The organism is Acidovorax delafieldii (assembly GCF_007993815.1).
Classification (GTDB): Bacteria; Pseudomonadota; Gammaproteobacteria; order Burkholderiales; family Burkholderiaceae_C; genus Acidovorax; species Acidovorax delafieldii.
On the sequence record NZ_VJWE01000018.1, the window covers coordinates 165,797 to 192,557 of the forward strand.

General features: G+C 65.6%; 27 protein-coding genes and 1 pseudogene. 26 read left to right on the forward strand and 2 right to left on the reverse strand.

Translation table 11 applies throughout. From position 1 onward, the window contains the following. Positions 1 to 165: 165 nt before the first annotated feature. The 4 genes from ATF69_RS21595 (at position 166) to ATF69_RS21610 (ending at position 3,447) form a co-directional block, all read left to right on the forward strand. Positions 166 to 990, forward strand: coding sequence for an ABC transporter ATP-binding protein (locus tag ATF69_RS21595; RefSeq protein ID WP_121943596.1), 825 nt, complete (start codon positions 166 to 168; stop codon positions 988 to 990). 19 nt (positions 991 to 1,009) lie between these two features. Next, positions 1,010 to 1,777: an ABC transporter permease gene (locus ATF69_RS21600; protein ID WP_056060732.1), complete on the forward strand. Its 768-nt coding sequence runs from the start codon at positions 1,010 to 1,012 to the stop codon at positions 1,775 to 1,777. Next, positions 1,770 to 2,258, forward strand: a complete 489-nt coding sequence (locus tag ATF69_RS21605) for a nucleoside deaminase (protein ID WP_280179012.1) — start codon at positions 1,770 to 1,772, stop codon at positions 2,256 to 2,258. Before ATF69_RS21600 ends, ATF69_RS21605 begins: the two co-directional genes overlap by 8 nt. 130 nt (positions 2,259 to 2,388) lie before the next feature. Beyond that, positions 2,389 to 3,447, forward strand: a complete 1,059-nt coding sequence (locus ATF69_RS21610; RefSeq protein ID WP_146872235.1) for a patatin-like phospholipase family protein — start codon at positions 2,389 to 2,391, stop codon at positions 3,445 to 3,447. Positions 3,448 to 3,578: 131 nt separating this feature from the next. Here the strand turns inward: ATF69_RS21610 and ATF69_RS21615 are convergent, their stop codons facing one another. Continuing rightward, entirely contained in the window at positions 3,579 to 4,202 is a 624-nt protein-coding gene (locus ATF69_RS21615) for a TetR/AcrR family transcriptional regulator (RefSeq protein ID WP_244303786.1), read from the reverse strand. Positions 4,203 to 4,356: 154 nt separating this feature from the next. Between ATF69_RS21615 and ATF69_RS21620 the strand changes: the two genes are divergently transcribed. The 12 genes and pseudogenes from ATF69_RS21620 (at position 4,357) to ATF69_RS21675 (ending at position 17,067) form a co-directional block, all read left to right on the forward strand. Further along, entirely contained in the window at positions 4,357 to 5,406 is a 1,050-nt protein-coding gene (locus ATF69_RS21620) for an SDR family oxidoreductase (protein WP_146872237.1), read from the forward strand. A 153-nt stretch (positions 5,407 to 5,559) separates the two neighbouring features. Then, the gene (locus ATF69_RS21625) at positions 5,560 to 6,816 is read left to right on the forward strand and encodes an alpha/beta hydrolase family protein (RefSeq protein ID WP_244303787.1); all 1,257 of its coding nucleotides are present in this window, start codon (positions 5,560 to 5,562) and stop codon (positions 6,814 to 6,816) included. 110 nt (positions 6,817 to 6,926) lie between these two features. Then, positions 6,927 to 7,706, forward strand: a complete 780-nt coding sequence (locus ATF69_RS21630) for a FadR/GntR family transcriptional regulator (protein WP_146872238.1) — start codon at positions 6,927 to 6,929, stop codon at positions 7,704 to 7,706. A 299-nt stretch (positions 7,707 to 8,005) separates the two neighbouring features. Then, positions 8,006 to 9,382: a GntP family transporter gene (locus tag ATF69_RS21635; RefSeq protein WP_146872239.1), complete on the forward strand. Its 1,377-nt coding sequence runs from the start codon at positions 8,006 to 8,008 to the stop codon at positions 9,380 to 9,382. 34 nt (positions 9,383 to 9,416) lie between these two features. Next, positions 9,417 to 10,328, forward strand: coding sequence for an L-threonate dehydrogenase (ltnD, locus tag ATF69_RS21640; RefSeq protein ID WP_146872240.1), 912 nt, complete (start codon positions 9,417 to 9,419; stop codon positions 10,326 to 10,328). Next, entirely contained in the window at positions 10,325 to 11,596 is a 1,272-nt protein-coding gene (gene otnK / locus ATF69_RS21645) for a 3-oxo-tetronate kinase (RefSeq protein WP_146872241.1), read from the forward strand. Before ltnD ends, otnK begins: the two co-directional genes overlap by 4 nt. 17 nt (positions 11,597 to 11,613) lie before the next feature. Continuing rightward, a pseudogene (locus ATF69_RS21650) lies at positions 11,614 to 12,304 on the forward strand (class II aldolase/adducin family protein). Between the two features lie 56 nt (positions 12,305 to 12,360). Next, positions 12,361 to 13,428, forward strand: a complete 1,068-nt coding sequence (locus tag ATF69_RS21655; RefSeq protein ID WP_146872242.1) for an alpha/beta fold hydrolase — start codon at positions 12,361 to 12,363, stop codon at positions 13,426 to 13,428. Positions 13,429 to 13,452: 24 nt separating this feature from the next. Further along, positions 13,453 to 14,250 carry a 2-oxo-tetronate isomerase gene (otnI, locus tag ATF69_RS21660; RefSeq protein WP_146872243.1) on the forward strand — a complete coding sequence of 266 codons (798 nt, stop codon included), beginning with the start codon at positions 13,453 to 13,455 and terminating at the stop codon, positions 14,248 to 14,250. Between the two features lie 363 nt (positions 14,251 to 14,613). Then, entirely contained in the window at positions 14,614 to 15,642 is a 1,029-nt protein-coding gene (locus tag ATF69_RS21665) for an ABC transporter substrate-binding protein (RefSeq protein WP_056747381.1), read from the forward strand. A gap of 13 nt (positions 15,643 to 15,655) precedes the next feature. Continuing rightward, positions 15,656 to 16,654: an isopenicillin N synthase family dioxygenase gene (locus ATF69_RS21670; RefSeq protein WP_146872244.1), complete on the forward strand. Its 999-nt coding sequence runs from the start codon at positions 15,656 to 15,658 to the stop codon at positions 16,652 to 16,654. Beyond that, the gene (locus ATF69_RS21675; protein ID WP_146872245.1) at positions 16,651 to 17,067 is read left to right on the forward strand and encodes a VOC family protein; all 417 of its coding nucleotides are present in this window, start codon (positions 16,651 to 16,653) and stop codon (positions 17,065 to 17,067) included. Before ATF69_RS21670 ends, ATF69_RS21675 begins: the two co-directional genes overlap by 4 nt. A gap of 94 nt (positions 17,068 to 17,161) precedes the next feature. On the opposite strand, the gene ATF69_RS21680 is transcribed toward ATF69_RS21675, so the two are convergent. Further along, positions 17,162 to 18,157 (reverse strand): isopenicillin N synthase family dioxygenase, encoded by a 996-nt coding sequence (locus tag ATF69_RS21680; RefSeq protein ID WP_146872246.1) that lies wholly within the window; start codon positions 18,155 to 18,157, stop codon positions 17,162 to 17,164. Between the two features lie 450 nt (positions 18,158 to 18,607). Between ATF69_RS21680 and ATF69_RS21685 the strand changes: the two genes are divergently transcribed. The 10 genes from ATF69_RS21685 (at position 18,608) to ATF69_RS21730 (ending at position 26,684) form a co-directional block, all read left to right on the forward strand. Further along, positions 18,608 to 19,123: a nucleoside deaminase gene (locus ATF69_RS21685; protein ID WP_369750496.1), complete on the forward strand. Its 516-nt coding sequence runs from the start codon at positions 18,608 to 18,610 to the stop codon at positions 19,121 to 19,123. A gap of 65 nt (positions 19,124 to 19,188) precedes the next feature. Next, positions 19,189 to 19,845 (forward strand): TetR/AcrR family transcriptional regulator, encoded by a 657-nt coding sequence (locus tag ATF69_RS21690; RefSeq protein WP_146872294.1) that lies wholly within the window; start codon positions 19,189 to 19,191, stop codon positions 19,843 to 19,845. A gap of 189 nt (positions 19,846 to 20,034) precedes the next feature. After that, positions 20,035 to 20,337, forward strand: coding sequence for a 2Fe-2S iron-sulfur cluster-binding protein (locus ATF69_RS21695; protein ID WP_099729425.1), 303 nt, complete (start codon positions 20,035 to 20,037; stop codon positions 20,335 to 20,337). Between the two features lie 32 nt (positions 20,338 to 20,369). Beyond that, complete coding sequence (locus tag ATF69_RS21700; protein WP_044398955.1) at positions 20,370 to 20,957, forward strand: NAD(P)H-dependent oxidoreductase; 588 nt, start codon at positions 20,370 to 20,372, stop codon at positions 20,955 to 20,957. Positions 20,958 to 20,980: 23 nt separating this feature from the next. Next, complete coding sequence (locus ATF69_RS21705; RefSeq protein ID WP_146872247.1) at positions 20,981 to 22,300, forward strand: amidohydrolase family protein; 1,320 nt, start codon at positions 20,981 to 20,983, stop codon at positions 22,298 to 22,300. Continuing rightward, positions 22,297 to 22,761, forward strand: coding sequence for a RidA family protein (locus ATF69_RS21710; protein WP_146872248.1), 465 nt, complete (start codon positions 22,297 to 22,299; stop codon positions 22,759 to 22,761). The genes ATF69_RS21705 and ATF69_RS21710 overlap by 4 nt, the downstream gene beginning before the upstream one ends. A 29-nt stretch (positions 22,762 to 22,790) precedes the next feature. Further along, positions 22,791 to 23,654, forward strand: a complete 864-nt coding sequence (locus ATF69_RS21715) for a creatininase family protein (protein ID WP_146872249.1) — start codon at positions 22,791 to 22,793, stop codon at positions 23,652 to 23,654. Between the two features lie 86 nt (positions 23,655 to 23,740). Further along, on the forward strand, positions 23,741 to 24,739 hold the full coding sequence (locus ATF69_RS21720; RefSeq protein WP_425291797.1) for an ABC transporter substrate-binding protein: 999 nt from the start codon (positions 23,741 to 23,743) through the stop codon (positions 24,737 to 24,739). 197 nt (positions 24,740 to 24,936) lie between these two features. Then, positions 24,937 to 25,767, forward strand: coding sequence for an ABC transporter ATP-binding protein (locus tag ATF69_RS21725; RefSeq protein ID WP_146872250.1), 831 nt, complete (start codon positions 24,937 to 24,939; stop codon positions 25,765 to 25,767). Next, on the forward strand, positions 25,764 to 26,684 hold the full coding sequence (locus ATF69_RS21730) for an ABC transporter permease (protein WP_370641382.1): 921 nt from the start codon (positions 25,764 to 25,766) through the stop codon (positions 26,682 to 26,684). Before ATF69_RS21725 ends, ATF69_RS21730 begins: the two co-directional genes overlap by 4 nt. The last annotated feature ends 77 nt before the right edge of the window (positions 26,685 to 26,761 follow it).

Consider the following 26,761-nt stretch of genomic DNA (forward strand, 5'->3'; position numbering starts at 1 on the left):
CTTCCCCCTCTCTCGACTCACTGCGCGAGTCGGGTGGGAGACGCCCCCGGTGCACGCCAGCGAAGCGCCGCCTACGCGGCAGGGCGGCCCTTGCACGGGGGCGCTGGCCTGGGCCGCGCCCAGCATCAACCTCGTTGCACAAACACTACTCACTACGGACCTCTGATGCAGGCTGCTGATTCCTACTTTGTGGACTTCCGCGATGTCTGGCTCGCGTACAACGACGAGCTGCGCGCCAAGAACCAGTTTGCGGTCGAAGCCATCGACCTGCAGGTACGCCAGGGCGAATTCATCGCCATCGTGGGCCCCTCGGGCTGCGGCAAGTCCACCTTCATGAAGCTGGCCACCGGGTTGAAGATGCCCTCCATGGGCAAGATCCTCATCGACGGGCAGCCGGTGACGGGGCCGCTCAAGGTCTCGGGCATGGCCTTTCAGGCGCCTTCGCTGCTGCCCTGGCGCACCACGGTGGATAACGTGCTGCTGCCACTCGAAATCGTCGAGCCCTACCGCAGCAACTTCAAGCAAAAACGCAAGGAATACGAAGAGCGCGCCCGCAAGCTGCTGCAAAAGGTGGGGCTGGCGGGCTATGAGGACAAGTTCCCCTGGCAGCTGTCGGGCGGCATGCAGCAGCGCGCCAGCATCTGCCGCGCGCTGATCCACGAGCCCAAGATGCTGCTGCTGGACGAGCCGTTTGGCGCGCTCGATGCCTTCACCCGCGAGGAGCTGTGGTGCATCCTGCGCGACCTGTGGACCGAGCAGCAGTTCAACGTGATCTTGGTCACGCACGACCTGCGCGAATCTGTCTTCCTGGCCGACACGGTGTATGTGATGAGCAAGAGCCCCGGCCGGTTTGTGGTGCGCAAGGAGATCGAACTGCCCCGCCCGCGCGACCTGGAGGTGACCTACACCAAGGAGTTCACCGACATCGTCCACGAACTGCGCGGCCACATCGGCGCACTGCGCAAGGCCGGCGCGCCCATCCAGCAATAACAAGAAAGCGCCTCATCCCATGCACAAGAAAACCGTAGAGCGCTGGTCTCCCTGGCTGCTGCTGACCGCCACCATCCTGCTGTGGCAGATCATCTGTTCGGCCTTCAATGTCTCCGAGTTCATCTTCCCCAGCCCCTGGGCCATTGCCACCCAGCTGGTGGAGTTTGGCGGCGTCATCGCAGGCCACGCCTGGCGAACCTTCTGGGTCACCATGGCCGGCTTTGGCATCGCCATCGTCGTGGGGGTGCTGCTGGGCTTTGTGATCGGCTCTTCGCGCCTGGCCTACGCCGCCGTGTACCCGCTGATGACGGCCTTCAACGCACTGCCCAAGGCAGCGTTCGTGCCCATCCTGGTGGTGTGGTTCGGCATTGGCGTGGGCCCGGCCATCCTCACGGCGTTCCTCATCAGCTTCTTCCCCATCATGGTCAACATCGCCACCGGCCTCGCCACGCTGGAGCCCGAGCTGGAAGACGTGCTGCGCGTGCTGGGCGCCAAGCGCTGGGACGTGCTGACCAAGGTGGGCCTGCCGCGCTCCATGCCGTACTTCTACGGCTCGCTCAAGGTCGCCATCACCCTGGCCTTTGTCGGTACCACGGTGTCGGAGATGACCGCTGCCAACGAAGGCATTGGCTACCTGCTCATCAGCGCGGGCTCGTCCATGCAAATGGGCCTGGCCTTTGCGGGCCTGATGGTGGTGGGCGCCATGGCCATGGTGATGTACGAACTGTTCAGCTGGATTGAAAAGCGCACCACGGGCTGGGCGCACCGGGGTTCTCAAGGTGAATAACCCGACGGCGTTGAGCGAAGCCCAGGCAGCCACGCTGCTGCGCCGCGCCAACGCCGTGGCCCAGCGCGCCAAGGACATGGGCCGCCATCCCTTCGGCGCGCTGCTGGTTGCGCCCGATGGCGAGACGGTGCTGGCCGAGCAGGGCAACATCGACACCGTGAACCACGCCGAGAGCACGCTGGCCCGCACGGCGGCGGCCAACTATCCCGGCGCTTATCTCGCCCAGTGCACCCTGGTCACTACCTTCGAGCCCTGCGCCATGTGTGCAGGCACCATCTACTGGGCGGGCATCGGCCGCGTGCTGTATGGCGCCGAAGAAGCCGCCCTGCTCGCCCTGACGGGCGACCACCCCGAGAACCCCACGCTGTCCCTGCCTTGCCGCACGGTGTTTGCGAGCGGCCAGCGCCCCACCGAGGTGCTTGGGCCGGTGCCTGCGCTGCAAGACGAGATCACGGCCCTGCACCGCGATTTCTGGCAGTAGTGGGCTCTGGCGCTTGTATGCCAAGCGCAAGCAGCTCCTCTTTCAGGAGCAAAAGACACCACCAACTGGTGACTCGACACCCTGCCGCTATACTGCCCGCCCCGTTTGGACGACAGCAGGATCACCCGGCATGCGCTTGACCATTCTTTTGCGATTTCTGGCTCTTGGGGCCGCAGCAGGTTTGGCCGCATGTGGCGGCACGGCCCCGACCCAGGCGGGTGCAGGCAGCGAAGCCGCGCCGCTCGCCACTCCTTCCACGCCCGCGACGCCCCCCCTCCGCATCGGCATCGCCCTGGGGGGCGGCGCGGCCAAGGGCTTTGCGCACATCGGCGTGATCAAGATGCTGGAAGCCAACGGCTTTGCGCCTGCGGTGGTGTCGGGCACGAGCGCGGGCAGCGTGGTGGGTGCGCTCTACGCCAGCGGCATGAACGCCTTTGAAATGCAGGAAAAAGCCGTGGCGCTGGACGAAGCCAAGATTCGCGACCTGCAGCTTTCCTCCGGCGGTCTGGTGCTGGGCCAGAAGCTCGAAGACTATGTGAACGAGCAGGTGCGCCGCAAGCCGCTGGAACAGATGGCCAAGCCCTTCGTGGTGGTGGCCACACGGCTCGAAGACGGCGAACGCACCGTGTTCGCACGCGGCAACACGGGGCAGGCGGTGCGTGCATCGAGCAGCGTGCCGGGTGTGTTCCAGCCGGTCACCATCGGCAAATTCCACTTTGTGGACGGCGGCATCGTGAGCCCGGTGCCGGTGGACGCCGCGCGCCAGCTGGGCGCCGACATCGTGATCGCGGTGGATATCTCCAACAAGGCCCGGGGCCAGACGCCGGGCAACATGCTGGGTGCGCTGAACCAGTCGATTGCCATCATGGGCCAGAAGCTAGGCCAGGCCGAGCTGGCGCGAGCCGACGTGATCATCCGCCCGCAGGTGCTGGACATTGGCGCCGCCGACTTCAGCCAGCGCGCCAACGCCATCGTGGAAGGCGAGAAGGCCGCGCTGGCCGTGATGCCGCAAATCCGCGAGCGTGTGGCCCAGCTGCAGGCCGAGCGCGCAAAGGCTGCGCAACTGGCGCAGGAGAAGCTGCGGGAGGCGGAGTACAAGGACTGCATAGACAAGCGCAGCCGCTTGCAGCGGCTGGCGGGCATGGCCGGGATGGGCGAGGCATGCGCGGCGTCGGCGGCCGCCAAGTAAGAGCGATTCGGCAGCGCAAAGCAGGCTGGAGAAGCTAGAGAGGCTGGCCAGAAGACGACGACCGGCACGCCAGCACCGATGCCTGATAGACGTCCTGGATCAACGGATGAATCCGCCAGCGTTTACGGCTGTTATCCGGCCTTCTCTCGCTCCGCATTGGCAATCAGTCCGCGCAGGAACGCCATGATGAGGCTCCCCGAAGGATCGGGACGTGTGCTCATCCGCTGCAACGCCAGGCCATGCGACAGGGCCATGAAGGCGGCGGCCAGCTCGGCAGGCTCGGCAGGAGGAATCCTTCCGAGCTTGTGGAACAGCTGGGCAATCACCTGGCCCAGGTCGCTGCGGTGCCGATTCCATACCTTCTGGTACTCCACGGCGAACGTCTGACTGCGGTTGGCATGCAATTGCAGTTCGATGGAAAGCATGCACCAATCCGCGTCGTGATTGAGCGTGGAAGCCCAGGCATCCAGCTCGGCAAATATCCGCTCGGAATCGTCCCCGTCACCCGACATAACCCGGGACAGGTGCGTCGCCTCCGCCGTCATGTGGCGCCGCAGCAGCTCCAGAAGCACGTCTTCCTTGCTAGCAAAGTTGGAATAGAACGCGCCCTGGGAGTAGCCCGCCTTGTTCGCAATGTCGCGGATGGACGCGCCCCCATACCCGTTCGCAACAAACAACTGCTGCGCAGTGTCGATCAGGCGTTCGCGTGTTTGCGCCTGGCTTTCCTCTCGGCTCAAGCGCTTTCTTGCTGTCATGGGGCTCATGCCCAAAGATATCACATGAACTTTCAAGATGGACCTGGGGCCCGTGCCGGTGCAGCCAGGCTGTGCCAGATTTCAAATATCACTTGATATTTATTTTGCCCGTCGATAAACTGAAAGATCATTTGATTTTTGAAGTTCAATCGACATGAAACAATCCACGGGCTTGCGGGCCGCTTTTGTCACCGGCGCTACCGGCCTCCTCGGAAACAACCTTGTGCACGAATTGGTCGAGCGCGGCTTCCGCGTCAAGGCACTCGTCCGCTCCAAGGACAAGGGCCAGCAGCAGTTTGCAGGGGTGGAAGGGGTCGAACTGGTGCTGGGCGACATGGCGGACGTGCCCGCCTTCTCCCGCGCGCTCCAGGGCTGCGATGTGGTGTTCCACACCGCCGCGTTCTTTCGGGACAACTTCAAGGGTGGCAGCCACTGGGCAGAACTCAAGCGCATCAATGTGGACGGCACGAAAGACCTCATCGAGCAGGCCTATCACGCGGGCATCCGGCGCTTCATCCAGACCTCGTCCATTGCAGTGCTCAATGGCGAGCCCGGCTTGCCCATGGACGAGACCTGCCTGCGCGACCTGGCGGATGCCGAGGACGACTACTACCGCAGCAAGATACTGGCCGACCAAGCGGTATCGGCCTTTCTGGCGGCGCACCCGGACATGCATGCCAGCTTCGTCTTGCCCGGATGGATGTGGGGACCGGCGGATATCGGCCCCACCTCCTCCGGGCAGTTTGTCAACGACGTGGTGCTGGGAAAACTGCCGGGGCTGGTGCCCGGCAGCTTTTCCGTTGTGGATGCCCGCGACGTAGCGAATGCGCAGATTGCGGCTGCAGAACAGGGGCTGCGGGGCGAACGCTATCTGGCAGCCGGGCGCCACATGACGATGCAGGAAATGGTGCCTTTGGTAGGAAAGATCGCGGGCATCAAGACGCCGACACGCCACCTGCCCTTTCCGCTCCTGTATCTCCTGGCGAGCGTCCAGGAGCTTTACGCACGCATCACCGGCAAGCCCATCCTGCTCAGCCTGGCTACGGTGCGGCTGATGCGCAAGGAGGCGGGACGCAGCCATTTCAATCATGCCAAGAGCGAGCAACAGCTTCAGCTGAAGTTTCGCCCGGTTGAGCAAACCGTGGCCGACACGCTGGCCTGGTACCGCGGCCATGGCTGGCTGCCCAGCATGCCGAACCGATAGCGCCCGGCGCACGGCTGTGTCGCCCTGGTACAGAGCGCGAGCAGCCAACCCCCAACGCGTGCAACGCACCTTCGGCAGCCGTTCATCGGCCTTGTGCCACGTGTCCCGTGCCTTGCCACGCTCCCACCGCATTACCACCCTGAAGGAGAGATCGTGACGAACAGACTGGCTTGGAAACTATGGACGACCTTTGGCGCTGCCTTGCTGGCAGCCGCCGCACCGCAAGAGTCCGCTGCGCAGGGAATCCCTGCAGCCCGGACTGCGAACAGCATGGCCGAATTCTGCGCAAAGGGGCAGGCCGAGTACCCGGGCGGCGTCGCTCGCATGCACCCCTCGTTCAAGTTCAACATCTGCTGGTGGCTGGAGGATGCCGGGATCGAAGCGCGTACCTTTGACGAGGTCATTGGAGCGCTGCCAGAACACGCGGGGCCCTCGCAGCCGGTCTGGCAGGCAACGTTCAGCAAACCCGCGCAGATGTATGCAGAAAGGGCACGCGTGGCCACCGAGCAAGGCGACACCCAGGCGGCATCGGCCGCCTACAGAAAGGCGGCTTTCTATTGGCGGATGAACCGGATTCCCAAGCGACTCCCGGCTGCGGACCTGCAAGCGACCGAACAGGCCTATGCAGCCCTGGGCAAACCGCTGCAGCGGATTGCCTTCAAGACCGGCGGCAAAGAGTTCATTGGCTACTTCCGGGCCCCCTCCACACGGACCAGCGGCGACGCCAAGCTGCCGACCTTGGTGATCCTTGGCGGCCTGGACAACCTGAAGACAGAGATGATCCGGCACAGCGACTACTTCGCAAGCCGGGGGTTCGCAACCATCGTTGTGGAGAACCCGGACACCGGGGAGAACCAGCTGGCGTTCCACCCCGACGCCCATGTGATGTTCGACGCCATTGCCGACTACATCCAGCAACGCAGTGATCTGGATGCCAGCCGGGTGGCGGTGTATGGCTGGAGCATGGGCGGCTATCTGGCAACGCTTGGCGGGCTGAAGAACGACCTCTACAAAGCGGTTGTCAACATCGGCGGCCCGAGCGATTCCAGCTTTGGAAGCGCGCATTGCATGGTGGCTCCGGCATGGATCGTCGCGCCGTACACCATGTTTGCGAACATGGATCCGCGGACCACACCCCGGCAAACGATGTGCAGCTACTACGAAACCTTCCAGCTCTCCCGCCAATTGAAGACGCCGACAAAGGGGCAGTTGCAAAAACCCATTCTGATGGTGAACGGGATCCACGAAGACCTGGTGTCCAAGGAGGAGCCGTCTTCTCTGGCCGCGCTCGGCTTCAACGTGACCCAACTGGTCTATGGGGACGATGGGCACACGGCGGAGCTGCACATGCGGGAGCACTTTGATTTCACGGCGAACTGGCTGATGCAGCGGCTCAGGGTGGTGAATTGATATGACCAGGCGCGACCGGGGGTGCGTCCGGCACGGCGCCTTGCGCCGACGCTTGGGGTACAGTCGGCCGTCCCTCGGGACTGCTGCCGCCACCTCTGCCCGCCCCACCCATGTCTTCGCCGTTCTCCGCCGTCAAACCCAGCGCCAAGCTCTCCGACCAAGTCGCCAGCGCGCTGGAGGCCGAGATCCGCGCGGGCCGCATCCAGGCTGCGCAAAAGCTGCCTACCGAGGCCGTGTTGGCGCAGCAGTTTCAGGTCAGCCGCACAGTGGTGCGCGAGGCCATCTCGCGCCTCAAGTCGTTGGGGCTGGTGGACTCGCGCCAGGGCAGCGGCGTGTATGTGCTGGCGCCGGGCATCGAGCCGCTGCAGTTCGATGTACCCCTGGCAGCATCGCGCGAGGCGGTGATGCAGATCGTGGAGGTAAGGCGTGCGCTGGAGGCCGAGGTGGCCGAGCTGGCGGCCCTGCGGCGCACCGATGCAGACATGGCCGCCATACGCGCCGCCATGCAGCACATCGCCGACGCCGTGCGTGCAGGCCGCGACGGGGTGGAAGAAGATGTGCTGTTCCACCGCGCCATCGCCCGGGCGGCAGGCAACCCGTTCATGATCAGCACGCTGGACTATCTGGCGCAGTTCCTCAAGGGCGCCACCCGCGTGACCCGTGCCAACGAGGCGCGCCGCACCGACTTTGCCGATGCGGTGACCCACGAGCACAGCCACATCGTGCGCGCCATCGAGGCGGGCGACCCGGTGGCCGCGCGGGAGGCTGCCGCGCAGCACATGAAGAACGCACTGGCCCGCATCGAGCAGGCCGACCTCACGTTCTGGGCCCAGGACGGCGCTCGGCTGGCCCAGCCGCTGGTGGCCGCATCCACACCGCTGGTGTTTTGAGCCACGTCCCAAGCCTGTGCGCCGGGCTTGCGTCTCAACACATCAGTGATCTGCTACATATTTGGTAGCTGCTCAGGCATATTGCACTAGCGCTTGAGCACCAAAACGCCTCAAAACCGCTTCACCCACCATGCCCACGCACTGGCAGACGCGGGTTAACCCGTGGCAGTGCCGTGCGCGATAATTTGTATGATAACCATATAAACATACCAACCAAGGTGCAGATGAAAACCCCTGCAAGGCCGTTTTGAGCGGCTCCAGCCTGGGTCAGCCCCTTCCATCCCGGAGATATCTCGTTCATGTCCACCCTCGCACTTCTCGGCATCGGCGCCGGCAGCATTGCCCTGCTCCTGTTGCTCATCATCCGCTGGCAGGTCCACGCCTTCGTGGCGATGATGCTGGTGAGCTTTCTGGTGGCGTTTGCCACGCAGATGCCCATTGGCGACATCATCAGCACGCTGATTGCGGGCATGGGCGGCACGCTGGGTTCGGTCGCCATCCTGGTGGCGCTGGGCTCCATGCTGGGGCGCATGATCGAGGTCTCGGGCGGTGCGGCCAGCCTGGCCAACCGCTTCACACAGCTGCTGGGTCCCACACGGGTGCCCATGGCGCTCACGGCCGCCGCGCTAGTTCTGGCCATCCCGGTGTTTTTTGACGTGGGCTTCATCATCCTGGTGCCCATCGTCTATGGCTTTTGCAAGGCAGCGGGCGTCAATCCCATCAAGTTCGGCCTGCCCGTGGCGGGCATCATGCTGGCCGCGCACGTGGTGGTGCCGCCGCACCCCGGCATCGTGGGTGGGGCAGCCATCGTCAAGGGCGACATTGGCTGGATCACCATCATTGGCCTGGCCATCTGCATCCCGCTCGCAGCGCTGTCGCAGGTCGTGTCGGGCTGGCTCAACCGCAAGGGCTACCCCATGCTGCCAACCACGGCAGAGCAGTTTGCGGCCTTTGGCAGCAGCCAAGAAGGCGCGGACTCCAAGGACCCCAAGGCTGCCGTTGCCCCCGGCGTGGGCACCATCATGGCGCTCATCCTGATCCCACTGGCCCTCATCATGGCAGGCACCACCGGCGCCACGCTGCTGCCCAAGGGCGACAGCCTGCGCAACGTGCTGGGCTTCATCGGCTCGCCCATCTTTGCGCTGATGGTGGCCGTGGGCCTGGCCATGTTTCTGCTGGGCCGCAACCAGGGCTGGAACCGTGAACGCACCAACGCCATCATGGAATCCGCGCTGCCCCCTGCCGCCACCGTGATCCTGGTGACGGGCGCAGGCGGCGTGTTTGCCAAGGTGCTCACCGCCAGCGGCATTGGCACGGCGCTGTCGCAAAGCCTCACCGCTACTCACCTGCCGCTCATCCTGCTGGCGTTCATCATCTCGCTGGCGCTGCGCGCCGCCCAGGGCTCGGCCACCGTGGCCATCATCACCACCTGCGGCCTGCTGGCCGACGCCATTGCAGGTGGCGGGTATTCCCCCTTGCAAGTGGCGCTGCTCACGGTTGCCATCGGCTTTGGCAGCCTCGGGCTGTCGCACGTCAACGATTCGGGCTTCTGGATCGTGACCCGCTACCTGGGCCTGAGCGTGGGCGATGGCCTGCGCACCTGGACCGTGCTGACCACTGTGCTGGGCATCGCAGGTTTCGCAATGACCGCCCTGCTCTGGGCCCTAGTGGCCTGAGCCCCCTTGACCGTTTTCTTGAAGGACTGACAACATGACAAAACCCACCGTCGGCATCATCGGCCTGGGCGCCATGGGCGCTGGCATTGCCAAGACCCTGCGCAACAACGGTTTCACCATCCACGTCTGCGACGTGCGGCCCGGCGTGGCCGATGCGTTTGTGGCTGAAGGCGGCACCGCCCACGCCACCACGGCGGCGCTGGCAGCGGTGAGTGATGTGGTGGTGTCGGTGGTGGTCAACGCCGCGCAGACCGAGAGCGTGCTGTTCGGCGACGATGACAAAGGCGGCGCAGCAGCGGCCATGCGCCCCGGCAGCACCTTTGTGATGTGCTCCACCGTGGACCCCAACTGGTCCGTGGCGCTGGAAGCCCGTCTCAACGCCCTGGGCCTGCACTATGTAGACGCACCCATCTCCGGCGGCGCCGCCAAGGCCGCATCGGGCCAGATGACCATGATGACCTCCGCCAAGCCCGAGGCCTATGCCGCAGCCAACGCCGTGCTCGACGGCATGGCCGGCAAGGTGTACCGCCTGGGCGACAAGGCGGGCGCGGGCAGCAAGGTCAAGATCATCAACCAGCTGCTGGCCGGTGTGCACATCGCCGTGGCCGCCGAAGCGATGGCCCTGGGCCTGCGCGAGGGCGTGGAAGCCAGCGCCTTGTATGAAGTGATCACGAACAGCGCGGGCAACAGCTGGATGTTTGAAAACCGCATGGCACATGTGCTGGCGGGCGACTACACACCGCTTTCAGCCGTCGATATTTTTGTGAAGGACCTGGGCCTGGTGCTGGACACCGCACGCGCCAGCAAATTCCCCCTGCCTCTGGCGGCCACCGCGCACCAGATGTTCATGCAGGCATCCACCGCAGGCTTTGCCAAGGAAGATGACAGTGCCGTGATCAAGATCTTCCCTGGCATCACGTTGCCCGAAGGAAAGGAGAAGGCATGACACGCGCGTTGCTGGGCTGCATTGCCGACGACTTCACGGGCGCGACCGACCTGGCCAACAACCTCGTGCGCGCAGGCATGCGCGTGGTGCAGGCCATGGGCGTGCCCACGGCCCCGCTGGATGCGGAGGCCGATGCCATCGTGGTGGCACTCAAGTCGCGCACCGTTCCCAAAGACGAAGCCATCGCCCAGTCGCTGGCCGCACTGCAGTGGCTCAAGGCACAGGGCGCCGAGCAGATCTATTTCAAGTACTGCTCCACGTTCGACAGCACGGCCGAAGGCAACATCGGCCCCGTGACCGATGCGCTGATGCAGGCGCTGGGCACCGACTTCACCATCGCCACACCTGCCTTCCCCGACAACAAGCGCACCGTGTTCAAGGGTTACCTGTTTGTGGGCGATGTGCTGCTGAACGAGAGCGGCATGCAAAACCACCCGCTCACGCCCATGACGGACCCCAACCTGGTGCGCGTGCTGCAAGCGCAAACACCCAGCCGCGTGGGCCTGATCGACCACAGCGTGGTCGCACAGGGCGAGGCCGCCATCCGCGCGCGCATCGATCAACTGAAGGCCGAGGGCGTGCGCATGGCCGTGGTCGATGCGGTGTCGAACGCCGACCTGCTGCGCCTGGGCCCTGCGCTCAAGGGCATGCCGCTGGTCACAGCGGGCTCCGGCGTGGCGATTGGCCTGCCGGGCAACTTTGGCGTGTCCCCCAGCAACGAAGCCGCCCGCCTGCCTGCCGCGCAGGGCCTGCAGGCCATCGTGTCGGGCAGCTGCTCGGTGGCGACCAACCAGCAGGTGATGGATTTCATCAAGGCAGGTAAGCCAGCCCTGGCCATCGACCCGCTGCGCATCGCCGCAGGCGTGGACGTGGCCGCCGAAGCGCTGGCTTGGGCGGAAGGCCACATGGGCCAGGGGCCGGTGCTGGTGTATTCCACCGCCGAGCCCTCGGCCGTGCGCGCCATTCAGGGCAAGCTCGGTTCTGAGAAAGCCGGTGCCATGGTGGAAGAAACCATTGCCGCCGTTGCTCGCGGCCTGGTGCAGCGCGGTGTGCGCCAGCTCATCGTGGCGGGCGGTGAAACCTCGGGTGCCTGCGTGCAGGCCCTCGGCATTACGCAGATGCGCATTGGCGCGCAGATTGACCCCGGCGTGCCGTGGTGCCATGCCGTGGCCCCCGACGCCAAGGACGGGCTGCACATCACGCTGAAGTCGGGCAATTTTGGTAGCACCGACTTTTTCACCAAGGCTTTTGCACAATTGCTGGCATGACCTCTACCCCCGCCTTCATGGATGAGCGCCAAGCCCGCGACGAAATCTGCCGCGTGGGTCGCAGCCTGTTTGAGCGGGGCTATGTGCATGCCACCGCAGGCAACATCAGCGTACGCCTGGCCGATGGCTACCTCATCACCCCTACCGATGCCTGCCTGGGCACGCTACAGCCCGAGCGGCTGGCGCGCCTGGACGCACAGGGCCAGCAGGTGGCGGGCGACCGGGCCAGCAAGACCATTGCGCTGCACCGGCAGATTTACGAGACATCGGCATCGACAGCAGCCCCCGCGCGCTGTGTGATCCACACGCACAGCACGCACCTGGTGGGCTGCTCGCTGCAAGCCGACACCGCTGCAGGTGGCCAGCTGGCGCCCGATGCGCAATTGCTGCCCCCCCATCACGCCCTACTTTGTGATGAAGGTGGGCCGGGTGCCGCACATCCCTTACCACCGCCCGGGTGATGCTGCCGCTGCAACGCTGGTGGCGCAGACCATCACCCGCTATGCCGCACAGGGCAGCCCTGTGCGCGCCGTGATGCTGGCGCGCCTGGGGCCCAACGTGTGGCACGACACGCCCGCCGCCGCCATGGCCGTGCTGGAGGAGCTGGAAGAAACCGCACGCCTGTGGATGCTGTGCCAGCCTCGCCCCACGTCGCTGACCGAGCCCCAGATCGAGGAGCTGCGCCAGAGCTTTGGTGCCCACTGGTAACGGGCGGGCTGTGCCCATGGCGCGGGGATGAAAGAACACACACAAGGAGACAAACCATGACCCTTTCTTTCTGGCGCAAAGCCTTTGCTCCCATGCTGCTGGGCGTGCTGGCCGCAGGCGGTGCATCGGCTGCGGACTACCCCGCCCCCAAGCACGGCGAGTGGATCGTCAAGGATTTCCGCTTTCACACCGGCCAGACCCTGCCCGAACTCAAGCTGGCCTACTCCACCGTGGGTGATCCCACAGGCGAGCCGGTACTGGTGCTGCATGGCACCAATGGCTCGGCAGAGAGCATGCTCACGCCCGGCTTTGCAGGCACGCTGTTTGGCCCCGGCCAGCCGCTGGATGCACGCAAGTACTTCATCATCCTGCCGGACGCCATCGGCACCGGCCGCTCCAGCAAGCCGTCAGACGGCCTGCGCACCGCTTTTCCGGCATACAACTATGACGACATGGTGCAGGCCCAGTACCGCCTGCTGACCGAGCACCTGGGCGTGCGCCATGTGCGCGCCATCATTGGCAACTCCATGGGCGGCATGCACACCTGGGTGTGGGCCCAGCGCAACCCCGATTTCATGGACGTTGCCGTGCCCATGGCCTCGCTGCCCGCCGCCATGTCAGGCCGCAACTGGATGATGCGCCGCCTGCTGGTGGATGCCATCCGCAACGACCCCGAATGGCAGGGCGGCAACTACACCCGCCAGCCCCGCAGCCTGCAGTTCGCGTCGGTGTTCTTTGGCACGGGCACCAACGGGGGTCACCAGGGCCTGCAAAAGCTGGCTCCCACCCGCGCTGCGGCCGATGCGCTGGTGGAGCAACGCCTCAAAGCGCCTTTCCGTGGCGATGCCAACGACCACATCTACCAGTGGGAGGCATCGCGCGACTACGACCCCGAGCCCGGGCTGGAACGCATCACCGCGCGCGTGCTGGCCATCAACTCGGCAGACGATGAGCGCAACCCACCCGAGCTGGGCGTGCTGGACAAAGCCATCGCCCGCATCCCGCACGCCCAGGCCTACGTGATCCCTGCCAGCGCCGACACCCTCGGCCACAGCACGGTGGGCCTGGCGCGCTTTTACCAAGACCGGCTGGCACAGGTGCTCACCAGCGCACCGCGCCGCTGACCGCTTTTTTCTCAGGAATCTTTCATGCCCCGCTTCGCCGCCAATCTGTCCATGCTCTACAACGACGTGGACTTTCTCGACCGTTTTGCCGCCGCTGCCCGCGATGGCTTCCAGGCGGTGGAATACCTCTTTCCCTACGCCTACCCTGCGCAAGAGCTGGCCGCGCGCCTGCAAGCCAACGGCCTGCAGCAAGTGCTGTTCAACGCCCCGCCCGGCAACTGGGACGCGGGCGAACGCGGGCTGGCCTGCCTGCCCGGGCGCGAGGCCGAGTTCCGCGAAGGCATTGCCAAAGCGGTTGAATACGCCCAGGCACTGCAATGCCCCCGCATCCACGTGATGGCCGGGCTGGTGCCCCAGGGTGCAGACGCAGCCACCGTGCGCGCCACCTATATCGCCAACGTGCGCTACGCTGCCGAACAAGCCGCGCCGCACGGTATCCAGATCCTGCTGGAACCTATCAATGGCCGCGACATGCCCGGCTTCTTCCTCAGCCGCCAGGACCAGGCCCATGCGCTGATCGCAGAGATCGGCGCCGCCAACGTCAAGGTGCAGATGGACCTGTACCACTGCCAGATCGTGGAAGGCGACCTCGCGATGAAGGTGCGCCAGTACCTGCCCACAGGCCACGTCGGCCACTTCCAGATTGCCGGTGTGCCCGAGCGCCACGAACCCGATGTGGGCGAGATCAACTACACCTACCTGTTCCAACTGCTGGACAGCCTGGGCTACGACGGCTGGATTGGCTGCGAATACCGCCCCGCGCGCGGGGCCGCCGCCCACGCCACCAGCGACGGGCTGGGCTGGCTCAAGCCCTGGCTGTAAAGACCTACCTCGCACCACAGTTGCCGTTGCACGCCTGACGCTGGTGCAGCGCGCACCATGGCGCGGCACGCGGGGGCGTTCGGGCATGGTTTCTCCTTGGGTTGGCATGGCACAGATCCTGCAAATACGCAGACGCCAAGAGTAGAAGCGTTCAGCGGCCACCGCCCGGAAATTGCTCTTGAAGCATGCAATGGACTGACGCCACCACGGGCGCGCAGGACTGTGCGTCTTCAGGAGGCCGGTGCCCCCACCTCGCAGCCCCAGCGCCCTGTCGGTTGATTGCATGCACCCCGTTCGGAGGGGTGTGAAGCCTGGCTTTTCACTCCCCCGTGGTTACCCGCCAACGACCAGGAGTGCTCCACCATGCAACGCCGTTCCCTCATCCGCGCCACCGGCGCCGCCGCCCTTCTGTCTGCCACACCGTTTGTGCGCGCCCAGGGCAATCTGCAAAAGTTCAAGTTCAACCTGGGCTGGAAGGTCGAGGCCTCGGGCGCAGGCTTTTTGCTGGCGCAGCAGCGCGGCTACTACAAGGATGCAGGCCTCGATGTCACCATCGACACCGGCAACGGGTCTGCCTCGGCCATCAGCCTGGTGGCGGGTGGTGCCTATGACGCGGCATCGGCCGACCTCTCGACCATGATCGAGTTCAACACCGCCAATCCGCAGTCCAGGCTGGCAGCGGTCGCCATCCAGTACGACCTGAACCCCAACTCGGTCATGGTGCGCAAGGACGGCGCCATCAAGAAGCCCGCTGACCTGGCGGGCAAGACCATCCTGGGCCAGCCCTTCAACGCTTCGCGCAAGCTCTTTCCCGCCTTTGCCAAGGCACAGGGCTTTGATGGCAGCGGCGTGAAATGGGAAAACGTGGCCCCCGACATCGGCGACACACGCTTCGTCAAAGGCGATTTCGACGCAGCGGCGTACTTCTTCTTCACCGGTCTGCTCAACCTGAAGGCGCGGGGCCTGACACCGGATCAGATCACTGTGTTCCGCTTTTCGGACTATGGCCTCAAGTCGTATGGCAACGGACTCATTGCCAACGCCAAGAGCATGCAGGACAACCCGGATGCCATGAAGGCCTTCGTCAAAGCCACCACACGCGGCTGGGTCGACGCGATTGCCGACCCGCGCGCCGGCGCTGCCGCCATCAAGGCCCGAGAGCCCCTGGCCCATGAAGAGATCGAGTTCGAACGCCTGCAGCTCATCGTGGACGGCACCATGAAGACCGCCGAGACACGCGCCAACGGCTGGGGCGCTGCCACGCCTACGCGCCTGCAGGCCACCATCGATGAGACCGTGGCCGCCTTTGGCCTCAAGAGCAGCCTGGCGGTGGCCGACATCTGGACTGACCGCTTTCTGCCCCCGGCCGTAGACCGCAAGCTCAAGGCCTGACCAGGGGAAAGCCATGGGCATCCCCCTCCTCGACCTCAGCGGCGCCCTGCAGCCGGGCGCGCCGCGCAGCCCCGCCGTGATGGCCGTGGCCGCCCAACTGCGCCAGGCCTGCACGGGCCCGGGGTTCTTCTACGTGCGCCACCACGGTGTGCCGCAGGACATCATTGCACGCCAATTTGCTCTGGCGCAGCAGTTCTTCGACCTGCCGCTGGCCTCCAAGGAAGCGATTTCGCTGCACCACTCACCCGCGATGCGGGGCTACGAAAGCCTGGGCGGGCAGACCCTGGACGCGAATGCGCGCCCGGACCTCAAGGAGAGCTTCTACTGCGGGCTGGACTACGCGGCAGACCATCCGTATGTACAGCGCAGCTACCACTCATACGGCAGCAACCAGTGGCCGGAGGCGTTGCCCGAGCTGGCCACCCAGAGCCGCACCTACATCGCCGCCATGCGGCAACTGGCCCTGCGGCTGATGCAGCTGCTGGCGCTCTCGCTCGACCTGCCAGAAGACTATTTCGACCACACACACCAGAGCCCCATGCTCACGCTGCGGCTGCTGCGCTACCCACCCCATCCTGAGAGCGCCGATGCGCTCACCTTTGGCGCGGGCGAGCACACCGACTGGGGAGCCATCACCCTGCTGGCCCAGGACCACCATGGCGGGCTGGAGGTGAAACTGCCCACCGGCGAATGGGTGGCTGCCACACCCATCGAGGGAGCGCTGGTGGTGAACCTGGGCGACATGATTCCGCGCTGGACGAATGGGCTGTACCGATCCAACCCCCACCGCGTGCGCAATGTGCACAGCGGGGGCGCACCGCGCCACTCCATTCCGTTCTTCTACACGCCCGACTACGAGGCCCAGGTGGTCCCCGTCCCCACCTGTGTGCCTGCGGGTGAGTCGCCGCGCTTTGCACCCTGCACCGTGGGCGAGCACCTGCAGGCCATGTACCGCAAGACGTACGGCCTGGGTCAGGCCACCAACCCAGCCAGCGCGGCGGTGATGTCATGAGGCTCTGGTTCAACCTGCTGTGCCAGGACATCGAGGCGCAGCTTCAGTTCTATCAAGCCCTGCTGCAGTTGCCCGAGGCGCCGGGGACGCGCTCGGCCATCTACCGGGCGGTGGAGACCGAGCACTTCCAGCTCGGCTTCAATGCTCCTGAGGCCTATGCCCTGCTGGGCCTGGCCGACCGGCAGCCTGGCGCAGCCTTGCCTTCACCTCGCGGCGTGACAGGCTATGCCACCTTCATGCTGGACACACCGGACGCGGTGGAGGCTGCCACCGAAAAGGCCAAAGCTCTGGGCGGACAGGTCATCAAACCACCCTACGCCACCTATTACGGCCAATGGCAGGCGGTGCTGGCGGACCCGGAAGACAACGTGTTCCGGATAAGCGCTGTGGGTGTACCGCGCCACGTCGCTTGAGCCTGCCCCTGCCCGGCCGCGCCATCGACGGCAGCCGACCACCCAGGCATCGGCGGGGCGGACAAGCGCCCACCCCTGCCTCCCAAGTCACGCGTCAATACGCCTTGAAGTTGGCCGCCACCCGCTGGTTCAGGTAGTCGCCCGCGGCAATCGCCGGGTACTTCTTGCCGGGCCCTTCGATGATGGCGTCGCGGTTGGCCTGGGCAAAGAAGGCGATGCTGTAGCGCGGCCCCATGTACTCGCCGGGCAGAGGGTTCTTCACACGGTGGAAGTTGCTGGGCAGCTGGTCGTCGCTCCAGCGCATCAGCATGTCCCCGATGTTGCAGGTGATGGCCTGCTCGTCGGGCTCCACCGAGGTCCAGGCCTGGGTGTCCATCTCCTTGCCCGGGCACACCTGCAGGCCGCCCTGGCCCTGGCGCTGAAAGAGCAGGGTCAGGCAATCAAAGTCGGTGTGCGCCCCGGCGCGCCACAGGCCCAGGCTGGCTTGTTGCTCGGGCGGGGTCGCAAAGTAGTGCAACAGGCGCAAGGTGCTTTGGTAGCTGGCCTGTGCAGGGTCGTGCGCGCGGGCAAAGAAGGCCTCGTCAAACCCCAGCTTCCATGCAAAACACGACAGCACCTGCATGGCCACCTGCCAGCACTGGCCCTCAAAGTTCAGCATGGTGGCCTGAAAGCCCGCCAGCTCCTCGTCAGTGGGCCAGAGGCCCGCCATGTGCGGGCGGGTGATCTGGTACGACTCCTTCTGGTCCGGTGTGCCGGTGGAGGGGCGCACCTGCGCGCGGCTCTCCCAGCCCACGTTGAGCGCCTTCTTGAGCGGGTACTGCGCCTTCACGGCATCCGGCAGCGCAAAAAAGCGCTCGGTCATCGCAAACGCTTTGTGCACCTCGGCCAGGTCAATGCCGTGGTTCACGATCTGGAAAAAGCCGACATCGACGGCGGCGTCCCACAGCTGATCGGCAATCTCGGTCTTGCGCTGCGCAAAGTGGCTGAGGTCGATGCGGCGGATCTCGCGGCTCGCGGTTTCCGAGCCCATCGCGCCCATGCGCGTTTCTTTTTGCAGCTCGGCGAGGTCGTAGGTGGCAGTGGTGGTCATGCAGTTCTCCTGAAGACAAGTGGAAGGAAGAAAGGCCCTCCCGCTGGGTGCTTCAAGAGTGGGTGGCACCGCATGCGGCGGCCGTCCTTTCAACCCTTGAAGCCACGGTGTGCCAACGCACACCGCTGCGCGCACAGCGGGCTTCAAGAGCAATTTCCGACTGGCATCTCCCCGCGCAGGATGGCACAGGGGGCAATGCAGTGAACGCTTCTACTCTTGCCAACAGCGATGCAAGAAGAATGCCCACGGCGCCATGCATGTGTGCCCACGCAGGTTGAGAGCGCTTGTGCACGCGCATCAAAAGCCATGCATACATGTCACTGATTGTGATTGGCATGCCAAATGCATAGCGCCCTGCACCACAACGGCGGGCGTGCAGACAGTCCGGCGTTGCACAACGACAGCCACCCACCCACCATCGACGGAGACACCTACACCATGCACGCGCTCATGTCTGCACCCCCAGCCAGCTTTGACGACCCCACCCCCATCAACGACACGGACGGCACCTACCTGCGCCAGGCCATCGCGTGGTCGTGCACGGCCCGCGCGCGCGGCAACCGCCCGTTTGGTGCCGTGGTCATCAGTGCCGAAGGGCGCCTGCTGGCCGAGGCCTACTGCAACACCACCGAGACCGGCGACTGCACCGGTCACGCCGAGACCAATGCTGTTCGCCAGCTCAGCCCGCGCGTGGGGCGCGATGCCCTGGCCAAGGCCACGCTGTATTCGTCGGCCGAGCCCTGCGTGATGTGTGCGGGCGCCATCTTCTGGTCGGGCATTGGGCGCGTGGTGTTTGGCATTGATGCCGAGCGCCTGCGCGTATTCCGGGGCGAGCGGGCCGAGCAGCGCGACGCCGAGCTGTCGTGCCGCGACGTGTTTGCCGCCTCGCCCCACGCCATCGAATGCATCGGCCCGGCGCTGGTCGAAGAAGCCAGCGCGCCCCATATCGGGTTCTGGAAAGTCTGACCCAATCCCGCGCGGGCAGAATCTGCAGCGCATACTCTGCACTCCCCATGCCTCGCACCAAAGCCATGACCGAATCAGAAGCCGAAGCCGCCTCCGGCGCGCTGCTCAGCCGCGCCAAACAGGGGCGCGAACGCATCCTGGGCGCCATCCGCGAGGCAGCCATTGCCGAGTTCAGTCGCCATGGTTTCAAGGGGGCATCCACCAAAGCCATTGCCGAGCGCGCCGGCCTGACCAAGCCCCAGCTGCACTACTACATCAGCAGCAAGGAAGAGCTGTACGAAGAGTTGCTGTACTCGGTGCTCAACGGCTGGTCGGGCGCCTTCATTTTTGACAGCAACAGCGACGATCCCAAGAAGGTGTTGAGCAGCTATGTGCGCAAGAAGCTCGACTACGCACTGGACAACCCGGGCCTGTCGCGCATCTTCACCACAGAGGTGCTGGGCGGTGGGCGCAACCTGGGCAAGTACTGGCCGGTGGCCGTCAAGTCCACCCAGCAGAAGGTGGACCTCATCAACCGCTGGATTGCCGAAGGCCGCATGCGCAAGGTGGACGCCAAGGTTTTGCTGATGCAGATCTGGGGCATGACGCAGCACTACGCCGACTACGGCGTGCAGGTGCACATCATGCTGGGCCTGGCGCCCGACGAGCCCATCGACCGCAAGCCCATCGTGCGCGAACTCACCAGCTTTGTGCTGCTGGGCTGCGGCCTCGCACCAGACTAAGGCCTCCGCCCCATTCTGGGCATGCCTCGGGTGCCCGAGGGGCGAATCCCGGGCAATTTGCACCAGCACGCGGCGTCAAAAGCCCCTTTCAGGCCGCGTTGATCCACCACAAAGACGTTTGACCGCTTTTTGTGGCTGGCACAGCCTTTGCAATAGTTTGACCAATCGATCAAATCACATGGTCAAACAATGCAGACAGCCCCTGACACCGCCGACGCCGCCCGCACAGAACACGCATTCGAGCTGATCCTGCAGCGCAGCCAGATGCGCTTGCCCGTCGCCCCCGGCGAGAGCATGGCCGATGTGCTGCAGCTCGCTGGCGTACCGCTGGAAACCCTGTGCGAGCAGGGCGTGTGCGGCACCTGCGTGACCCGCTGGCTGGACGGCGAGCCCGACCACCGCGACAGCTGCCTGAGCGCTGCAGAGCAAGCCACCCACGTCGCCGTGTGCTGCGCGCGCAGCCACAGCGCCACGCTCACGCTGGACCTGTAGGCCCATCCCCCACAACCCGAAGGACCCCCGCCATGCGCATCCTCGTGATCTATTGCCACCCGGTAGAGACCAGCTACAACGCCGCACTGCACACCGAGGTGGTGCAGCAGCTGCGCGGCGCGGGCCATGAGGTGGACGACTGCGACCTGTACGCCGAGGGCTTCAACCCCGTGATGACACGCGAAGAGCGCCTGGGCTACCACGAGGTGCCCAGCAACCAGTTGCCCGTGCAGGGTTATGTGGACCGCCTGCTCTGGGCCGAAGCCGTGGTGTTCTGCTTTCCCACCTGGTGCTTTGGCATGCCGGCGATGCTCAAGGGATTTTTCGACCGCGTGCTCATGCCCGGCGTGGCCTTTGACATCAGCGACCCGCACAACGTCAAGCCCTCGCTCACGCACATCAAGCGCATCTCCGCCGTGGTCACCTACGGCCGCCCGCGCTGGACGGCCCTGTTCATGGGCGACCCGCCGCGCAAGTCCATCACCCGCTACATGCGCCTGCTCACGGGCGGCAAGGCGCGGGTGGACTACCACGCCTACTACCACATGAACGTGGCCACACCGCCCCGACTCGCGGCCTTCAAGGCCCGCGTGGGCCAGGCGATGGCGCGCTTTGCATAAGACAACGTTCTAAGGGCCACGGCATGCACGCATCCAACACCCCCGACCACATCCTGCGCGCCCGGCTGCCGCGCTGGCTGCTGCCCTCCGCGTGGCCGCAGCAGGGCCACCAGCCCGCACTGGCCGATCTGCGCCTGGCCCAGGGCCGCATCGTGCAGGTGCTGCCCCACGGCACCCAGCCTGCGCTACACGGCGCTGTGTGGGACGTGGCAGGCGCGCTGGTGCTGCCCGGCCTGGTCGATGCGCACACCCACCTGGACAAGGCCTTCACCCTGCCGCGCATGGGAGAGGTCAAACCCGGCCTGCTGGGCGCCATCGAGGCCATGATGTTGGATCGCCAGGGCTGGACCGAAGCCGACATCCACGCCCGCGCCAGCCGCGCGCTGCAATGGGCCTACGACGCAGGCACCGTCCACCTGCGCACCCACTGCGACTGGTGGGAGCCCGACGCGCAGCCGCTGGCCTGGAACGTGTTGCACGCACTGGCCCACGACTGGGCCGACCGCATCACGCTGGAGCGCGTAAGCCTGATCCCCTTGCATCTGTACACGGACCGCAGCGCCGCCCTGCGGCTGGCGGCCACCGTGGCTGCGAGCGGCCCTGGCGCCTTGCTGGGCGGCTTTGTGCACTCTACCAACTGGGACCCGCAGGCGCTGCGCCACCTGTTGGAAGCCGCACAACACCATGGCCTGAACGTGGACCTGCATGTGGACGAAGAACTGCACCCCGGCGCCCAGGGCTTGGCGACCACCGCCGCACTGCTCAAAGAACTGCGCTTTGAAGGCCATGTGGTCTGCGGCCACACCTGCGCGCTGGCCGCACAGGACGAGGCCACGGCCCTCGCCACGCTCGATGCCGTGGCACAAAGCCCCATCACCCTGGTCACCCTGCCCATCACCAACCTGCTGCTGCAGGACGCCACCACCGGCCGCACGCCGCGCCAGCGTGGTCTGACGCTGGTGAAGGAGGCCCGTGCACGCGGCATCCCGGTGCTGGTCGCCAGCGACAACGTGCAAGACCCGTTCTGCCCCGTGGGCAGCTTTGACCCGCTGGAAGCCCTGGCCACGGGTGTGCTGGCTGCGCAGCTGGATGCACCTTTCGACCAATGGAGCGAATCGCTGTGCCGCGCCGACTGGCTGTGCACCGGCCGCACTGGCACCACGGCGCTGCCGCTGCAGCCTGGCACGGTGGCTGACCTGCTGGTCTTCACGCAGGCTGACCACTGGGGCTTTCCATCGCGCGCACAAAGCCGTGTGGTGCTGCGCCAGGGCCGCGTCGCCAGCGGCCATGCACCGGCTGCCTGGCATGTGCCAACCACCCAATCCGCAAGGAGCCTCGCATGAGCCCCACATCTGCGCCAGGTATCGCCCAGCCCCTGGCCCGCTACGCCGCGTGGCGCCGCGCAGGCGACTTCATCTACCTGAGCGGGATCATTGCCGTGGACCCTGCCGCCAGCCGCATTGTGCGCGGCTACGACGACATCCCGCATGAGGCCGCCACGCTGATTGGCCGCACGGGCGAGTTCAGCAGCGACATCAAGGAAGGCCCCATCCTCGCGCAGAGCTGGTATGTGCTCGACCGCATCCGCCAGACCATCGAGGCCGCAGGCGGCCAGATGTCCGACGTGTTCAAGCTGGTGCAGTACTTCAAGAACCTAGACCACTTCCCGCAGTACAGCCGCGTGCGCAAGCTGTTCTTCCCCGGCGATCCCCCCGCCTCCACCGTAGTGGAAGTAAGCGGCATGCTGCCCACGCCCGACATCCTCATCGAGGTGGAGGCCACGGCCTACCTCCCTTTGCGCTGACAACGCCTTCCTTCACGAAAGAACCACCCATGCTGCACGGCTACAACCCGCCCCACCGCTACCTGCCCTACCTGAGCTGGACCGAGATCGCCGACCTGCCGGACAAGGAGAACACCGTCATCGTGCTGCCCACAGGCGCCACAGAACAGCATGGCCCGCACCTGCCGTGTGCGGTGGACACGGTGATCAGCGCGGGGGTGGTGGGCCATGCACTGGCCCGCCTGCCGGCCGATGTGCCTGCGTTCGCGATGGCCCCCATCACCTACGGCAAGTCCGAAGAGCACCTGCACTTTCCCGGCACCGTCACGCTCAGCGGCGAGACCCTGCTGGCCACCATGAACGAGGTGGGCGAGTCGGTGTACCGCGCGGGCTTTCGCAAGCTGCTGTTTGTCAACGGCCACGGCGGCCAGCCGCAGGTGATGGAGATGTGCGCGCGAGAGCTGCGCCTGCGCCATGGCGACTTCATTGTGGTGCCCAGCTTCACCTGGCGGGTGCCGCATGTGGCGGGCAAGTACCTGTCCGACACCGAAAAGAAACTGGCCATGCACGCAGGCCACGCCGAGACGGCGCTGATGCTGGCGCTGGCCCCCGACACCGTGCACATGGAGCGTGCGGTAGTCAACTACCCGCCCGTTTTTGACTCGTCCCTGCTCTCACCCGACGGCCGCCCAGCCTGCGCCTGGAGTGCGCGCGACTTCGGCCCCAGCGGAATCATTGGCGACCCGCTGCCCGCCACGGCCGAACAGGGGCACGCCATCCTCGACTCGCTGGCCGTGAGCTGGGCCGCCGCCATTACCGAGCTGCATCGGTTGCAGTGGGCGCCACGCCCAGAGCCCACCTGGGGCCGCGCCCATCACACCGGCCACGTGGAGCACTCCAGCGCACTGGCCTGAAACCTGCGAACGCCACCGCAAAACCTTTTCGCCTTCCCCTTCGTTGTCCCTTCGTTCCACCTCCACCACCCTACCGGAGTACCACCATGATGAAGACCGCCTCCCACCTTTCCAAACTTGGTGCAGCCGCGCTGCTCGCTGTTGGTGCCGTCGGCACCATGCAGGCCCACGCGCAGGAAAAGTTCACCTACATGACCAACTGGTATGCGCAGGCCGAGCATGGCGGCTTCTACCAGGCGGTGGCTACGGGCCTGTACAAAAAGTACGGGCTGGATGTGACCATCAAGATGGGCGGCCCGCAGGTCAACATCGTGCAGATGATGGCCGCCGGCCAGGCCGAATGCGTGATGGGGTCGAGCGACCTGCAGATGATCCAGATGCGTGAAGGCGGCGTGCCCGTGGTCAATGTGGCGGCCATATTCCAGAAGGACCCGCAGGTACTCATCGCGCACGAGGACGTGAAGAAATTCGAAGACCTCAAGGGCAAGACCATCCTGATCGCCTCGTCGGCCCAGCGCGGCTACTGGCCCTGGCTCAAGGCCAAGTACGGCTTCACCGACTCACAGACGCGCCCCTACACCTTCAACATCCAGCCCTTCGTGGCCGACAAGAACGCCGCCCAGCAGGGCTACCTGACGTCCGAGCCGTTTGCGATTGCCAAGGCGGGCGTCAAGGCGAACACGCTGATGTTCAGCGACCAAGGCTACCCAGCCTACGCCACCACCATCTCGTGCATGGAAAAGACGGTGAAGGACCGCAGCGCCGCCGTGGCCTCGTTCGTGAAGGCATCGATGGAAGGCTGGAAGAGCTACCTGGCCGACCCCGCCCCGGCCAACGCGCTCATCAAGAAGGACAACCCCAACATGACCGACGAGCAGCTCGCCTACAGCGTGGCCAAGCTCAAGGAAATGGGCATGGCCACGGGTGGTGACGCCGCCACCATGGGCATCGGCATCATGACCGACGCACGCGCCAAGGCCAGCTACGACTTCCTGGTGGACGCCAAGCTCATCGACCCTGCCAAGGTGAAGCTGGCCGAGACCTACACCACGTCGTTCGTCAAAGACCTCAAGGTTCTTCCTTGATCCCCCCTGAGTCGCTTCGCGCCTTCCCCCAAGGGGGACAACGCCCTCGCTGCGGGGCGGCCCTTGCTCGGCGTTCGCTGGCTCGGGCCGCGCCAGTTTCCAGCGGCTAGCGCCAAGCCAAGTGCTACGACAGATAAGCCCCATCGCCCTGACACAGCGGCCAGCCTCCCCGGCCACATCCATCGAAAGGCACCACCATGTCCATTCCCGCTGCCTCGCCACCTCTGGCACCCGCGCCGCGCCCCACACCCGCCGTGGAGGTGCTCTCTGCCGAAAAAACCTACCCCAATGGAACCCAGGCCCTGCTGCCGGTGGACCTGACCATTGAGGAAGGCGAATTCGTCACCCTGCTCGGCCCCTCGGGCTGCGGCAAGAGCACGCTGCTGAAAATGGTGGCGGGCCTGCTGGAGCCCACCGACGGTCGCCTACACCTGTGGCGTAAGCCCGTGGCACAGCTGGACGAAAGCGGCAAGAAGATGGCGTTTGTCTTCCAGTCGCCCACGCTCATGCCCTGGGCCGGTGTGCAGACCAATGTGCGCCTGCCACTGGACCTGGCGGGCGTGCCGCGTGCAGAGGCCGATGCCCGCGTGACCGAGGCGCTGGCTCTGGTGGGGTTGTCGAAATTTGCCCATGCGCTGCCCCGCGCGCTGTCCGGCGGCATGCAGATGCGCGTGTCGATTGCGCGCGGCCTGGTCACCCAGCCCGACCTGCTGCTGATGGACGAGCCCTTTGGCGCACTCGACGAAATCACGCGCCACAAGCTCGACGCCGACCTGCTGGATCTGTGGCGCAAGAAGAAGCTCACTGTGATCTTTGTGACGCACTCGATCCACGAGGCGGTGTTCCTCTCCAGCCGCGTGGTCATGATGGCCGCGCGCCCGGGCCGCGTGGTCGAAGAGTTCCGCATCGATGCGCCCTACCCCCGCACGGCCGACTTCATGGTCTCGCCCGAATTCAGCCGCTACGCCAAGCTGCTGCAGGACAGCCTGCTGCGCGCCAGCGTGGACACCGAGGAGACCGTGGCATGAGCACCCCTTTCCCTTCCGCACCCATGGCGTCGCCCGTGGTCACCGCCCACCCCGCAGCCGCCCCGCGCTCAGCGCCTGCACCAGTCGCTGCCAAACCTGCCGCCAAGGCCACACCCAAGCGCCCGCCGCTCATGGCCCAACCCCGCGTGCAGCGCGTGGTCTACCCCGTGCTGGTCGGCCTGGTGCTGATCGCGCTGTGGCAGGGGCTGGTCACGGCCATGGAGCTGCCACCCTACCTGGTGCCCTCGCCCATCCTGATGATGAAGACGCTGTTCACCGACTGGGCCGCCCTGGGCGGCTCGCTGTGGGTCACCGTCAAGATCACGGTGCTGGCCTTTGTGGTGGCCACCGTGGCGGGTGTGCTCATCTCGTTCCTGTTTGTGCAGAGCAAACGCATCGAGACGGCGCTCTTCCCCTACGCCGTGCTGCTGCAGGTCACGCCCATCGTGGCCGTGGCGCCGCTCATCATCATCTGGGTGAAGGACCCGACCGCATCCATGGTGATCTGCGCCGCACTGGTCGCCCTGTTCCCCATCATCAGCAACACCACGCTGGGTTTGCGCAGCGTGGAGCCTGACCTGCAAAGCTACTTCCAGCTCAACCGCGCCACGCGGCTGCAGACGCTGCTGCGCCTGCGCATCCCCAGCGCGCTGCCCTACTTTTTTGGCGGGCTGCGCATTTCCAGCGGCCTCGCGCTCATCGGCGCCGTGGTGGCGGAGTTTGTGGCGGGCACCGGGGGCCAGGGTGCGGGGCTGGCGTACCAGATTTTGCAGGCCGGCTTTCAGCTCAACATCCCGCGCATGTTTGCTGCACTGCTGCTGATTTCGCTCACTGGCGTCGCCTTGTTCGTGCTGATGGCCTGGCTCACCCGTGTCGCCCTGGGCGGCTGGCACGCCAGCGAAACGTCGCACGACTAGCCCTTTCAACCCCATCGCCAACACACCGCGCGCAGCCACTGGCGCGCGGCACGGGCTTCCTTTTGCCCAAAACGGCC